This window comes from Leptothrix ochracea L12 (assembly GCF_000262525.1).
This window is the reverse complement of record NZ_JH660684.1, coordinates 1-13147: the sequence shown is the minus strand read 5'-3', so window position 1 is coordinate 13147 and position 13147 is coordinate 1. Positions and strand designations below refer to the sequence as shown.

Genomic DNA, 13147 nt, shown 5'->3' with positions numbered 1-13147 from the left:
GTGGCCGTCCACCGCCGGGATCACGTTCCAGCCGTAGGCGCGGAAACGCGCCGGGGTGTCATCGGCGAACCAGCCTTCGACCGGACCGTCGATGGAGATGCCGTTGTCGTCGTACAGGGCGATGAGCTTGTTCAAGCCCCACACGCCAGCCAGCGAAGCGACTTCGTGGCTGATGCCTTCCATCATGCAACCGTCACCCAAGAAGGTGTAGGTGTAGTGGTCCACGATGTCATGGCCGGGGCGATTGAATTCGCGCGCCAGCAGCTCTTCGGCCAAGGCAAAGCCCACGGCGTTGGAGATGCCTTGACCCAGCGGGCCGGTGGTGGTTTCCACGCCCGGGGTCAAACCCACTTCCGGGTGACCGGCGGTGCGGCTGCCCATTTGGCGGAAGTTCTTCAAGTCGTCGATCGCCAGGTCGTAGCCCGTCAGATGCAACAACGAGTAGATCAGCATCGAGCCGTGACCGTTCGACAACACGAAGCGGTCGCGGTCCGCCCAGTGCGGATTGCTCGGGTCGTGCTTGAGGTGCTGCGACCACAGAGCCACAGCCATGTCGGCCATGCCCATCGGGGCGCCCGGGTGACCGGAATTGGCCTTTTGGACGGCGTCCATGGCCAGCGCACGGATGGCATTGGCCATCAGCTTGGAATTCTTCATCAAAAATACTCCTGCAAATTCAGACAACTCGAACTCGGAAATCAATCGATCAGCAACCGCCAACGGCGCCTCAGGATCTCAAGACGTCAAGATATCAGGACATCTGAGCACGACGGATATCCATCATGCGTTGGATCATGGGCGTCAGGATCAGTTGCATCGCGATGTCCATCTTGCCGCCCGGCACCACGATGGTGTTGGCGCGGCTCATGAACGAGTCGTGAATCATCGACAGCAGGTACGGGAAGTCAATCCCCTTGGGGTTCTTGAAGCGAATCACCGTCATGCTTTCGCCAGCGGTGGGGATATCACGGGCGATGAAGGGATTCGACGTATCGACCACCGGCACGCGCTGGAAATTGATGTCGGTTTCGCCGAACTGCGGGCAGATGTAGTGCACGTAGTCGTGCATGCGGCGCAGGATGGTGTCCGACACAGCTTCAGTCGAGTAGCCACGCTCCTTGGTGTCGCGGTGCAGCTTTTGGATCCATTCCAAGTTGATGATCGGCACCACGCCAATCTTCAAGTCGGCGTGACGCACCAAATCGACGTCACCGGTCTTGACGCAGCCATGCAGGCCTTCATAGAACAGCAGATCGGTATCCGGCTTGGTATCGACCCACGGCGTGAAGGTGCCGGGTTCTTGGTTGTAGGGCTTGGCTTCTTGATCGTTGTGCAGATAGAAGCGGGTCTTGCAGCGGCCGGTCGAACCGTAGGAGCGGAACTGCTCTTCCAAGATAGCCCATTCGTTGCTTTCCGGACCGAAGTGGCTCAGCGACTTGCCGGTCTTTTCGGCTTCAGCCACCTGGACCTTCATGTCCTTGCGTCCATAGCGATGGAACGCATCCCCTTCGATGACCGCCGGGGTCACGCCATCACGACGGAAGATGTTGTCGAAGACGCGCTTGACCGTGGATGTACCAGCGCCACTGGAACCAGTGACCGCGATGATCGGATGTTTCTTGGACATGGGGACCTCAGGAATTGCTTGGAAAGGAAACAAAGGGGGAGACGCGCCAGCGCAAGGCGCAGCACACCCGAGCCGTCACAAGGCCCGGGTCAAGGCGAAGCCAGTTCAGGGGTGCGATTGCACGAACAGCGAACGATGGCGGAACAGCTGATGCGAGACGTTCTCGTTCGGATCAACGTAGTAACCGATAATTCGCTCCACTTCATCGCTGGAGCCGATGATCACCGGCACACGTTGGTGCAAGGTATCTGGCACCACGTCGAGCAGATCCATGGTGCCAGTCACAGCCTTAGCACCGGCTTGTTCCATCAAATAAGCCATCGGCGAAGCTTCGTACATCAAGCGCAGACGGCCAGGCTTGCGGGGCTCTTTGGTGTCACGCGGGTAGAGAAACACACCGCCACGGGTCATGATGCGATGCACTTCAGCCACCATGCTGGCCACCCAGCGCATGTTGAAGTTGCGCGCACGCGGACCGGTATCGCCAGCCACGCACTCGGAGACATAACGCTGGATGGGCTTTTCCCAGAAGCGTTGGTTCGAGGCGTTGATGGCGAATTCGCTGGTCGTGGTGCGAATCTGCACGCCCGAGCGGGTATGCAACCAGTTGCTGGAAACGGGATCGAGGGTGAAGAACTCGATGCCGTTGCCCGTGCTCAGCACCAGCACGGTGGCTGGGCCGTAGAGCGCGTAACCGGCGGCGACTTGACGACGACCCGGCTGCATGAAGGCCGCTTCGGTCGGCTCAGCACCAGGGAACAAGTGCGGCAGCACCGAGAAAATCGTGCCCACCGAGATGTTGGCGTCGATGTTGGATGAGCCATCGAGCGGATCGAACACCGCCAAGTAACGCCCCGTCGTGGCGTGGTTGGGTGACACCGTGGGATGCTCCAACTCTTCGCTCGCCCAGCCGGCGACCGACGAGCACTGTGCCAAGGCTTCCGCCATGCATTCGTCCGAGTAGACATCCAACTTTTGCTGGTTTTCACCTTGGACATTGACCTCGCCGACCGCACCGTGGGTGCTTTGACCGCCTTCGCCAGCGATGGCCCCACGCGAACAAGCGCGCGAGATCTTGACGCAGGCTTGGGCCAAGTGGCGCAGCGCGTCGGCAACAGCCGGTTGCTGAGCCGCCAGCCACGCTTCCAGATCAGTGTGGTTCATGTTGTCTGTCTCCTCGTTCTCTTCAAAAATTCGGTTCAACCCGATGGGCTCGGTCCATCGTCGATCAGCGGGCCAACTCGGCACGCATCGCATCGATCACGGCCTTGTAGTCCTTCTGACCGTAGATCGCGCTGCCCGCCACAAAGGTGTCGGCACCGGCGTCAGCCACGCGGCGGATGTTGTCCACCTTCACGCCGCCGTCCACTTCCAAACGGATATCACGGCCCGAGGCGTCGATGATCTTGCGGGCGGCTTCAGTCTTGCGCAGGGCGCTGTCGATGAAGCTCTGACCGCCGAAACCGGGGTTGACGCTCATGATCAGCACGACATCGACCTTGTCGATCACCCACTCCAGCACGTCCAGAGGCGTGGCCGGGTTGAACACCAGACCGGCCTTGCAGCCGCCAGCGCGAATAATTTGCAGCGTGCGATCCACGTGGGCCGAAGCCTCCGGGTGGAAGGTGATCACGTCGGCGCCGGCTTCGATGAAGCCTTGGGCCAACGCATCGACCGGCGCGACCATCAGATGCACGTCCAGCGTGGCCGGCGTGCCATCGGGCTTGATGCAATGTGGCTTGATCGCCTTGGCGACGCCCGGGCCGATGGTCAGGTTCGGCACGTAATGGTTGTCCATCACGTCGAAGTGAATCCAATCCGCCCCCGCCGCCAGCACCGTACGAACCTCTTCACCCAGACGGGCAAAGTCAGCGGAAAGAATGCTCGGGGCAATGCGGTACATAGGGTCAACCTCGAATTTAGCCAAGATGGGATGTCGGACTGTAGAACCAGTGTCATTTAAGGTAAATTCACGAATAGTTGTGTTTCGATTCAAATTCACTTAACCATTGGTTCTATGGCGTCGTTGATGAAAAACGTGACCTTTCGACAGCTGCGTACGTTTGTCGAGGTGGCCCGGTATCTCAGCTTTGCGCGCGCGGCAGAGACTTTGCACCTTACGCCGCCTGCCGTGACGATGCAGATCAAAGAATTGGAACTTGCCATCGATTTGCCGGTGTTTGATCGCCAAGGCCGCAAGATCACCTTGACCACAGCGGGCGAGTATTTCTTGGTGCACGCCAAGCGCATGCTGGCCATGCTCAAGGACGCTGACAACGCCATGGCACGCTTTCGACGCTTGGAAACCGGCCTGCTCACCATCGGCATGGTCAGCACCGCCAAATACTTTGTGCCACGGCTGCTGGCCCGTTTCCGCGTCGAGCATCCAGGGGTCGATGTGCAAATGCAAGTCGGCAACCGCGAGCAACTCGTGGCCCTGCTGCACAACGGCGAGGTCGATCTGGCCATCATGGGCCGACCGCCCAAGGAACTTGCCACCCGCACTGAACCCTTTGCTGCGCACCCGCTGGTCTTCATTGCGCCCCCCGATCACCCGGTCATGCAGATCGGCCATCCACCCTTGGCCGCCTTGGAGCCGTACCCGTTCATCGTGCGCGAACAGGCCTCGGGGACCCGTGCTGCGCTGGAACAGTTTTACCAAGAGCAACGCCGCGATCTACGCATCGGCATGGAGATGCCCAGCAACGAAACCATCAAGCAAGCGGTGATGGCCGGCATGGGCCTGAGTTTCTGTCGCTGCACACCTTGGGTCTGGAGTTGCAAAGCGGTTTGATCTCGCTGGTGCACGTCGAGGGCACGCCCATCATGCGCACGTGGAACGTGGTGCATTTGCAATCGAAGAATCTTTCTCCGGCGGCTGAAGCACTGCGCTACTTCATACTCGAAGAGGGCGAAAACTACCTGGCCGAACATGACCGTCGCTGGTTGTTGCCGCCGAGCTGAGCCCTTTTCTTTCAGAGCTTCGGAGACGTCCCCCATGCTTGTTTTGTCCACTTTGGGGCTACGCATGCGGCAAGCCCGGAGCTTTCTCTGCCTTGCAAGCATCCTCGTGCTGCTGCCCCCCTTGACCGGCTGCGTGAATCTTCAAGCCATCAGCGACTACTCGGCCTCGGCTGGGGCCGTCCTTGGGAACAAAGCACCGCTGGTGCGCTGGCATGAGTCGGAAACCCGTCTGCTGGCACAACGGCTTGAGGGTGATCAGTGCAGCATCGGTCGCAGCGGTCGCCCAGCGCAAGCTGACTACGACGCCGCTTTCACCCAAGCGGCCGTTGTCCATGACACATTGAGCCAATACTTCGGCGCTTTGGGCGAACTGGCTTCGAACCACAGCCCCAAACCGGCGCAAACGCTCGACAGTTCGCTCGACAACGTCAAACACTTGGGCGTGAACATCAGCCCGGCAGAGGAAGCCGCCCTGCACAGCGTGGGTGCTTTGCTGGGCCGAGCGCTGGAAGGCTACCGCCAAGAAAAAATCCGTGACTTGATGGAGCAAACCCACGCTGACGTGGATCGGCTCATCGTGCTGCTGCAAAAACTCGGCGCGCTCTATCGCGATGAGGTCAACGGTGAGCGCATTCAAGCGGTGCAGTTTTTGCGTTGCTCCATGGCCCCGGGAGGTGAGCTGAGCGACAAATTCTGGGGTCGGCGAGAAATCCTGCGCGTGCAGCGCAGTTACCAATCCGAGCTGAGCAGCCTAGACACCTACGCTGCGAGCTTGGTCAAGATTCGTCAAGATCACGAAGTCATCCGGCAAGCCTTGGCCATGGATGACCCCCGACGCCTGAAAGACACCCTGCACGCTTTGGCAGAAACCCGCAAGGAACTGGACGCAGCCAGCAGCGCCTTGCACGCCCTGCGCCCCGCCACGCCAGCCATCACGCCACTCACACCACAGACACCACAGACACCGCCCACACCATGAGCCAAGATCCTGATGCCTTGAAACAAATCGCCCAGCACTTGGATGACTTGGCCGAACAAGTTCCGGTGGATGCCGCCCGCACCCCCCAAGAAGCACAGAGCCTGATGGAGCAGGTGCAAGCCTTGGGCAGCGCCGCCTCGAAGCTGCGCTTGGCGGCCATCGAAGAGCTTCTGGGCGAATCCAGCGTGTCTTTAAGCGACATCATCGACGCCACCGCCAGCGCTCACGGCTTCATCAAGACCGTCCAAGATCTCGATAAAGCCATCATGGTTTTGGGCGATGTCGTCGCCTTGGCGCAGGCGGTTGCCAGTGGCAATGCCCCGCTCATTGGACCCGCCATGGCCCACCTGATGCAGGATGCGCGCACGGCATAGGCGGCACCCACGGCACGGCAGCTCCGGACGACGGATGGGGATCGCAGGCCTTGAGCAAGCCTTCAAACGCCGTCACGGACAAGGGCGGACTGACTAAAAAGCCCTGAAACTCGTCGCAACCTTGGGTGCGCAACCAGTCGAGCTGCTCGACGGTTTCCACCCCTTCCGCCACCACGCGCAAACCCAGCGCCCGGGATAGGGTCACGATCAGCCCTGTGATCGGACGCGCTTGGCTGTGCTCATCGACAAAGCTGCGGTCGATCTTGAGCACCGTGATCGGGTAGTGGCGCAAGTAGGCCAAGTTGGAATAGCCCGTGCCGAAGTCGTCGATCGAGATCCCAAAGCCCATGTCGCGCAAGGCGTTGAGCACCTGCACGGTGTGTTCATCATGCCCAAGCAACACGGATTCGGTGATCTCCAGCTCCAGATCCTGCGGATCGCAACCAGTCTCAAGCACGATGGCCTGAACGGTTTGCAGCAGAGCTGGATCAGCAAACTGACAGGGCGACAAATTCACCGACACCGTCAGCGCCCAGCCGCGCTGACGCCAATGCAGCTGCTGACGGGCGGCTTGCTCCAGCACCCAAGCACCCAGCTTGCTGATTTGCCCGCTGTCCTCGCACGCCGGGATGAACGTCCCCGGATCGACCAACCCCCGCTCGGGATGTCGCCAGCGTACCAAGGCCTCCGCACCCATCAGTCTTCCCGTAGCGACGTCGAGCCGGGGTTGATAGAACACCTCGAACTCTTGTTGCTGCAAGGCTTGACGCAACTCGTTTTCCAGCGCCAAACGGGTCTGCACAGCGGTATTCAAGGCGGGCATAAAAAAGGCCACCCGGTGACGCCCTTCATCCTTGGCCAGATACATCGCCAGATCGGCGTGACGCATCAGCGCGTCCATGTCTTCACCGTCACGCGGGAACAAGCACACCCCAATCGACGGCGTGACCCGTACCGTCGCTTCGTCAAGCTGGACCGTCCCGGAAAGGGCACTCAGCAGCCGCTCACTCAGGACTTCAGCTTCGGCCGCGATGTCAGCGGCAGAAACCAACACCAGAAACTCATCGCCACCCAAGCGGGCCACCAAACCTTCGCTACGCACCTCAAGGCGCAGCCGCTCGGCCACCCGTATCAAAAGCGCATCCCCAGCAGCGTGTCCCAGGGAGTCGTTGACGTCCTTGAAGCGGTCCAGATCGATGAACATCAAGGCGGCTTGGTGGCCGCGTGCACGCAACTCATCCAAACGCGCCTGGAAACCCTGCGCCACGAAATGCCGATTCGGCAAGCCCGTGAGCGGATCATGCAGCGACTGGTAATGCGCCCGGGCTTCGGTTTGCTTGAGCTCACTGATATCGACTTCGCTGAACAGCACCGCCTCACCGCCGGTCACAGCGTCATGGCAAGCCCGAGCGGCAATCTCGTGCCAGCACTCGCCTCGACTGGTTTGGACGCGCGCGATACGCCGACCTTGACCAACGCGCTGCACATCGTCGAGCAGCGCTTGCAGATCTTGGGCCTCGGCAAAATGCGCCGACAAGGCCTCGGTCGGATCGGAGACGGCGTCACGCGCCGCCGGGTTGCGATACAGCACGTCGCCGTGGCGCTCAAAGAGCGAAATCATCACCGTGGTGTGCAACAAGGCTTCGGCACTACGCAAGGTTTCCGGATCCCCCTGCTGCTCGCCCAAACCCTCACAAAGCATCGCCATGCGGCCATCCAGCATCTGCATGCCGCTGAACATCACCCGCAGCGTGCGCGGCAGCCCCTTGGGATAGAGCGTCCAGATCTCAGAAAACCGCGCGTCATGGCGGATGAAATCCTGCTGAAACTGCCGCAACCGATGCGCCACCGATTCCGACATATCGGTGGCCATATCGCGCGTGCTCAACACCTCCAGCGACTCGGCATGCCAAACCTCCAAGGCTCCCGCATTGGCCCAGACCACTTTGGAGCGATCAATATCAAACACCCACACCGGATGGTGGAGACGCCCCAAAACACTCAACACAGCATCGGTCGCAACAGGGGTGGCATAGCTCGGCTTCAACATGGCCGCAAGTGTCGCCGTTTCGGTCCCTCTGCGACCTGACACATCTCAGGAACTCGCACGATGTCACCAAAGATACACAGGGATCAACCCTCACCCTCTTGTGGCTCCCATCGTCACCCATCGCCACCTTAAATGGCGTTGAGAACCGTATTGACTTGTATCCTCGGCGTCACAAGGTTGTTGCGCGGATCGGTAATGGGCACGCCAGTTAACGTCAGCGCACCAAGACCATCACTCACGGTTAAATTGAACTTCTTTTGCTTCATGATGGCCCAAGCTCCAGCCACCTGCGGTGCGGCCATGGATGTGCCATACCAAGAAAGATAGTCGCCACCAGGGACGGATGAAGTGATGACCGCCCCTGGAGCCAACAGATTTATGAAGGGTGCAGAATTTGATTCACAAAGTATGGAATCTATACTCGATATGCTGACGTTATTGCCCGCGCAATTATTGTTGTAGTTGGGCAGAGAAAATGTGGCGCCAACACTGATGGCACTGGAGATGCAAGCAGGCGCGTCCATGCTATCGACAAAGCCATCGTTCCCCGATGCGATGATGGTCGGTATATTCACCGAGCGCAGCGTGTCGATGATCGATTTGATGGCGGCATTGGTAGCGTCGCAGGTCGCCTGACTGAAATATCGACCACCGCCCAAGCTCATATTGACGGCCGCAATATTGTACGTATTGCGCAGCGCATAAACTTGTTCCAAACCCATAATTTGATCGGATGTATAGGTTAATACACAAGGCGTGGTCGAGCCACAATTAACCACACTGTCAAAACGCGAAAATACTTGAATGGCGATCAGCACAGCATCTTTGGCGATGCCCGTGAAAGTAGCATTGGTTCCAGCAGCAATGCCAGCGACTGCGGTACCGTGACCACATGCGCCGACAGGACAAGCCCCCGAATAGGGCATGGCGGAGTCATTTTCTATCGATTGAGCGACCCCTCCGGGGCAAAGCGAGGTGGCACCATCGGCAGCGTTATTGGTCGAAAAACAGGCTTCTGAAACCACCTTCCCAGCCAGAAAAGGGTGCAACTTATCGACACCTGAATCCAGAATAGCAATCGACTGCGCTATACCGCTGAAACCCATACTCCACGCAATCGAACTCCCCGTTACGGCAACGCTTCCAGCATCGGCAAGTTTTCCAACGCGGTCTTCTTCGATGGAAATAACCTCGTTCAGGTTGCTCAATGCTATTAATTCGTCTGGGCTGGCCTCCACGGCCATGAATGGAATGATGGCAAAAAGTTTTGGTTTTGTTTCATGCATCTTGAGGGATGCAACTTTATGCAGCACCTCGGATTGCATGGCTGCGATTCTTTTTCTCTGCAAACCAATACCCGTTGCATTCAACGCTCCTTCAGGAGTGCCCGTGACTCTTACACCCACGATGATTCTCACAGACCCATGCTTCACTGCCAGCTGCTGTAACGCCGCCATATTTTGAGTGTCGCCGTATCTATCTTGGAATTTATAGAAAAATACAAAAGCCATCCCACAAATGGCAAACACTAAAGATAAATTCCGAAATAAACTTTTAAACCACCAGAATTGGCATTTCTGCAGAGCCCCTTGTAGGTCATCAATGATCTTTATCATGAAAATCTCCTGGTATGATTTTCGTAGCGACCGTCATACATGCTATGGTAAGTTAACGACAACCGATCCAGTACTTCCACCCGTGGTCGTCACCGTGCCACCTGTCTGGGTGTTGGTCGCTCCTTGCAAATCAGCGCCTGCCAGTATCCTGCCTGTGACCTGGGTTCCACCAGCAAAGGTGACTGAGTTACCAGCCATGATAGTTCCTACGAAAATAGTATTATTCTGAACAGGCCCTGTAGCCGCAGGAAAACTAACATCACCGCCTAAGGGTGCGCCGTCCGCCATTCTCGGTGTACCGACCTGCCAAAATACATTTTTGGCTTGTGCTCCATGAAGAAGCACGATTTGGGTCGGCGTACATATCACGACGGGTAAAGGGGTGCATGCAACGGTGGAACCCGTGATGGTCAGACTGCTCCCGACCTGAAAAAGCCAGACCGCATTGGCATTGCCGAAAGCATCAAGGGTCAGCGTTTCGCCACTTCCCAAAACCATGGTGCTGGCACTTTTATAGATACCCGGTGTCAGGTGCAGCCCGCCCAACGCACCTGGCCCAGGAATCAACGTTCCCCCTACTTGCTGCGAGGCCCCCATCCACGCCATATTCAGAGCAGTTTTGACGGCTCGCACCTTGGCATTGAAGGCGGCACTGTTCGTGGCCGAGTAACGCACGGTCTGCCCTGTGATGTTTAAGCCGTTAGGGATATTAACTGGCGGATTGATGGTGTCGATCAAACCCACCTCCAATCCACAACTGTCCAGTTGAGCGATACCCACAACCACGGGAGCGATACTGGACGTTGCCGCAGCAGGAACCGCCGTGCAGGTTGAAACGGGGGCGTCCATCACGACATCCCCCCCAAAAGTCGCCCCCAAGGACGTCGTCAGACCCGCAGAGGTGGTCAATGCGTATGGACTGAGAAACTGAACCACAAGCGGTGGTGATATAGCCGGTGGACCGAGTGGCGCACCCAACCGACCCGGAGAGGCCGCAAGCATGGAAGCGCGTGCCGTTCCAGATAAACCACTCGCCAAGTCGGCCTTCCCGCCACCGCACCCCGTCATTGTTGCGGTCGTCAATATCGCCATAAGAGGCATGATGGCTCTTATGGCCATGTATTTATTCATCATCATCTCTTGCCTGGTCGTCAATAAGATTAAGTAGCCATGTTCAGTATCCGTATTCGGCATCCTTTGTTCTGTGCGCTGGACAACATACATGCCTTTATGAGGCACACATAAAATAAAAGACCGTCACAAGACGGCCTTTTATGGATAACAGAAGAGATGGAAGGCCGGTATCAAGGAGCGACCGTATTACCAGACAAGGTCACGCTGGTTTGTGCCATCAGTTTGCCGTGAACCACCGCACCCGCAGCGAGGGTGATGCCCGTCTTAGACAGAACGACCCCGTTCAGCGTGGTATTTGTTCCAAGGGCCATCACACCAGCGACCTGCCAGAATACGTTTTTGGCCAACGCACCTCCAGCCATAACCACCTGTGCACCACCACCTGCAGCCGCACCACCAGTCAGGGCAACGCCTTGGGCAACTTGAAAGACCCAGACATCATTGGCCGTCCCTGCGCGACGTGATGCTGGAAACCCGTGCCTACGGTTTTGCCAAGGTCAAGGTTGAGCAGCAAGCGCTGGGTGATCGGGTGCGTGCGTTGTTCGAAAGCAAGGGCCTGAAGAGCGTGGCGGCGACAGGGTTCAAAGCACCCGGCGTGGTGGTGAGCTACACCACCGACCCGGAGTTCCAAAGCACCAAGAAGTTCCTAGCGCTGGGTTTGCAAGTCGCTGCGGGTGTGCCGTTGCAGTGCGACGAGCCGGCTGATTTCCGCACCTTCCGCGTCGGCCTGTTCGGGTTGGAGAAGCTTCAGCACATTGAGCGCACCGTCGCCAGTCTTGAGCAAGCACTGGGCCAGTTGCTCTGATCTGAGTGCTGTTCACGTTGAGTTCTAACCAAAGAAATTCTTATCTCATGTGTTAGAACTCGTGAATTTACCTTATGTCATTGCGCCGCTACAGTTCGATCCGTTCCCTGAAGGCCGGTTGAAAACGGTCTTCCCTCAAGTCCCTACTCAAGACCAATTTAGGAGCGTCCATGGACCAGTCCAGCCGTTATGCCGACCTTAGCCTGAATGAACAAGATCTCATGCAGGGTGGTCGCCACATCCTGGTGGCTTACAAGATGAAGCCCAAGGCCGGCCACGGCTACCTGGAAGCGGCAGCGCACTTCGCGGCTGAATCGTCCACGGGCACCAACGTTGAAGTTTCGACCACCGACGACTTCACCAAGGGTGTGGACGCGCTGGTGTATTACATCGACGAAGCGACCGAAGACATGCGGATTGCTTATCCGATCGATCTGTTCGACCGCAACGTCATCGACGGCCGCTTCATGCTGGTGTCGTTCCTCACCCTGGCCATTGGTAATAACCAAGGCATGGGCGACATCGAACACGCCAAGATGATCGACTTCTACATGCCTGACCGCGTGATTCAGATGTTCGACGGCCCCAGCAAGGACATCACCGATCTGTGGCGCATCCTCGGCCGTCCGGTCAAGGACGGTGGCTACATCGCCGGCACCATCATCAAGCCCAAGCTCGGTCTGCGGCCTGAGCCGTTTGCCAAGGCGGCTTACCAGTTCTGGCTGGGTGGCGACTTCATCAAGAACGACGAACCCCAAGGCAACCAAGTCTTCTGCCCGTTGAAGAAGGTGCTGCCGCTGGTCTATGACTCGATGAAGCGCGCTCAAGACGAAACCGGCCAAGCCAAGCTGTTCTCGATGAACATCACGGCCGACGACCACTACGAAATGCTGGCCCGCGCCGACTACGCGCTGGAAGTGTTCGGTCCTGACGCTGACAAGCTGGCCTTCTTGGTCGACGGCTACGTCGGCGGCCCGGGCATGGTCACCACCGCCCGTCGTCAGTACCCGAACCAGTACTTGCATTACCACCGCGCCGGTCACGGTGCTGTGACCTCGCCAAGCGCCAAGCGCGGCTACACCGCCTTCGTGCTGGCCAAGATGAGCCGTCTGCAAGGCGCTTCAGGTATCCACGTGGGCACCATGGGCTACGGCAAGATGGAAGGCGAAGGCGACGACCGCATCATCGCTTACATGATCGAGCGTGACGAAGCCCAAGGCCCGGTCTACTACCAAAAGTGGTTCGGCATGAAGCCCACCACCCCGATCATCTCGGGCGGCATGAACGCGCTGCGTTTGCCGGGTTTCTTCGAAAACCTCGGCCACGGCAACGTGATCAACACCGCTGGTGGCGGCGCTTACGGCCACATCGACTCACCCGCTGCCGGTGCGATCTCGCTGCGTCAGTCGTATGAGTGCTGGAAGGCCGGTGCCGACCCGATCGAGTACGCCAAGGAGCACAAGGAATTTGCCCGCGCCTTCGAATCGTTCCCGAAGGATGCTGACAAGATCTTCCCGGGCTGGCGTGAAAAGCTGGGCGTGCACAAGTAAATCGTGCCTCAGCAAGGCCCCGCTCCGGCGGGGCTTTTTTTCAGTTTT

The 13147-nt window shown here is 58.3% G+C and carries 14 protein-coding genes and 1 pseudogene; 7 read left to right on the top strand and 8 right to left on the bottom strand.

Annotated features, from left to right (window positions below; all coding sequences use genetic code 11):
• The 4 genes from LEPOCDRAFT_RS01860 to rpe all read right to left on the bottom strand — a co-directional run.
• On the bottom strand, positions 1-657 hold a 657-nt coding region (locus LEPOCDRAFT_RS01860; protein WP_009453510.1), incomplete at its 3' end, for a 1-deoxy-D-xylulose-5-phosphate synthase N-terminal domain-containing protein.
• Positions 658-751: 94 nt separating this feature from the next.
• The gene (locus tag LEPOCDRAFT_RS01855) at positions 752-1627 is read right to left on the bottom strand and encodes a phosphoribulokinase (protein ID WP_009453509.1); all 876 of its coding nucleotides are present in this window, start codon (positions 1625-1627) and stop codon (positions 752-754) included.
• A gap of 105 nt (positions 1628-1732) precedes the next feature.
• Positions 1733-2791 (bottom strand): class 1 fructose-bisphosphatase, encoded by a 1059-nt coding sequence (locus LEPOCDRAFT_RS01850; RefSeq protein WP_009453508.1) that lies wholly within the window; start codon positions 2789-2791, stop codon positions 1733-1735.
• 64 nt (positions 2792-2855) lie between these two features.
• Positions 2856-3530 carry a ribulose-phosphate 3-epimerase gene (rpe, locus tag LEPOCDRAFT_RS01845; RefSeq protein WP_009453507.1) on the bottom strand — a complete coding sequence of 225 codons (675 nt, stop codon included), beginning with the start codon at positions 3528-3530 and terminating at the stop codon, positions 2856-2858.
• A 126-nt stretch (positions 3531-3656) separates the two neighbouring features.
• On the opposite strand from rpe, the gene LEPOCDRAFT_RS01840 reads away from it, so the two are divergent.
• The 4 genes from LEPOCDRAFT_RS01840 to LEPOCDRAFT_RS01830 are packed head-to-tail and all read left to right on the top strand — an operon-like array spanning position 3657 to position 5944.
• On the top strand, positions 3657-4421 hold the full coding sequence (locus LEPOCDRAFT_RS01840) for a LysR substrate-binding domain-containing protein (protein ID WP_338033396.1): 765 nt from the start codon (positions 3657-3659) through the stop codon (positions 4419-4421).
• A complete protein-coding gene (locus LEPOCDRAFT_RS03050) occupies positions 4394-4591 on the top strand; it encodes a type 2 periplasmic-binding domain-containing protein (protein ID WP_009453505.1) in 198 nt (65 codons plus the stop codon). The genes LEPOCDRAFT_RS01840 and LEPOCDRAFT_RS03050 overlap by 28 nt, the downstream gene beginning before the upstream one ends.
• A gap of 34 nt (positions 4592-4625) precedes the next feature.
• Positions 4626-5570 carry a hypothetical protein gene (locus LEPOCDRAFT_RS01835; RefSeq protein WP_009453504.1) on the top strand — a complete coding sequence of 315 codons (945 nt, stop codon included), beginning with the start codon at positions 4626-4628 and terminating at the stop codon, positions 5568-5570.
• The gene (locus tag LEPOCDRAFT_RS01830) at positions 5567-5944 is read left to right on the top strand and encodes a hypothetical protein (protein ID WP_009453503.1); all 378 of its coding nucleotides are present in this window, start codon (positions 5567-5569) and stop codon (positions 5942-5944) included. Before LEPOCDRAFT_RS01835 ends, LEPOCDRAFT_RS01830 begins: the two co-directional genes overlap by 4 nt.
• Here the strand turns inward: LEPOCDRAFT_RS01830 and LEPOCDRAFT_RS01825 are convergent.
• The 3 genes from LEPOCDRAFT_RS01825 to LEPOCDRAFT_RS01815 form a co-directional block, all read right to left on the bottom strand.
• On the bottom strand, positions 5895-7994 hold the full coding sequence (locus LEPOCDRAFT_RS01825) for a putative bifunctional diguanylate cyclase/phosphodiesterase (RefSeq protein WP_043909786.1): 2100 nt from the start codon (positions 7992-7994) through the stop codon (positions 5895-5897). The genes LEPOCDRAFT_RS01830 and LEPOCDRAFT_RS01825 overlap by 50 nt on opposite strands.
• A gap of 128 nt (positions 7995-8122) precedes the next feature.
• A complete protein-coding gene (locus LEPOCDRAFT_RS01820) occupies positions 8123-9610 on the bottom strand; it encodes a S8 family peptidase (RefSeq protein WP_009453501.1) in 1488 nt (495 codons plus the stop codon).
• A 42-nt stretch (positions 9611-9652) separates the two neighbouring features.
• A complete protein-coding gene (locus LEPOCDRAFT_RS01815; RefSeq protein ID WP_216579397.1) occupies positions 9653-10519 on the bottom strand; it encodes an ice-binding family protein in 867 nt (288 codons plus the stop codon).
• Between the two features lie 91 nt (positions 10520-10610).
• On the opposite strand from LEPOCDRAFT_RS01815, the gene LEPOCDRAFT_RS02930 reads away from it, so the two are divergent.
• Entirely contained in the window at positions 10611-10778 is a 168-nt protein-coding gene (locus LEPOCDRAFT_RS02930) for a hypothetical protein (RefSeq protein WP_216579396.1), read from the top strand.
• A gap of 136 nt (positions 10779-10914) precedes the next feature.
• Here the strand turns inward: LEPOCDRAFT_RS02930 and LEPOCDRAFT_RS03080 are convergent, their stop codons facing one another.
• Positions 10915-11148: an ice-binding family protein gene (locus tag LEPOCDRAFT_RS03080; protein WP_420806071.1), complete on the bottom strand. Its 234-nt coding sequence runs from the start codon at positions 11146-11148 to the stop codon at positions 10915-10917.
• A gap of 44 nt (positions 11149-11192) precedes the next feature.
• On the opposite strand from LEPOCDRAFT_RS03080, the pseudogene LEPOCDRAFT_RS01805 reads away from it, so the two are divergent.
• Positions 11193-11549 (top strand): annotated as a pseudogene (locus tag LEPOCDRAFT_RS01805) (alanine--glyoxylate aminotransferase family protein); the annotation flags it as partial.
• Between the two features lie 170 nt (positions 11550-11719).
• Complete coding sequence (locus tag LEPOCDRAFT_RS01800; protein ID WP_009453497.1) at positions 11720-13099, top strand: ribulose-bisphosphate carboxylase; 1380 nt, start codon at positions 11720-11722, stop codon at positions 13097-13099.
• The last annotated feature ends 48 nt before the right edge of the window (positions 13100-13147 follow it).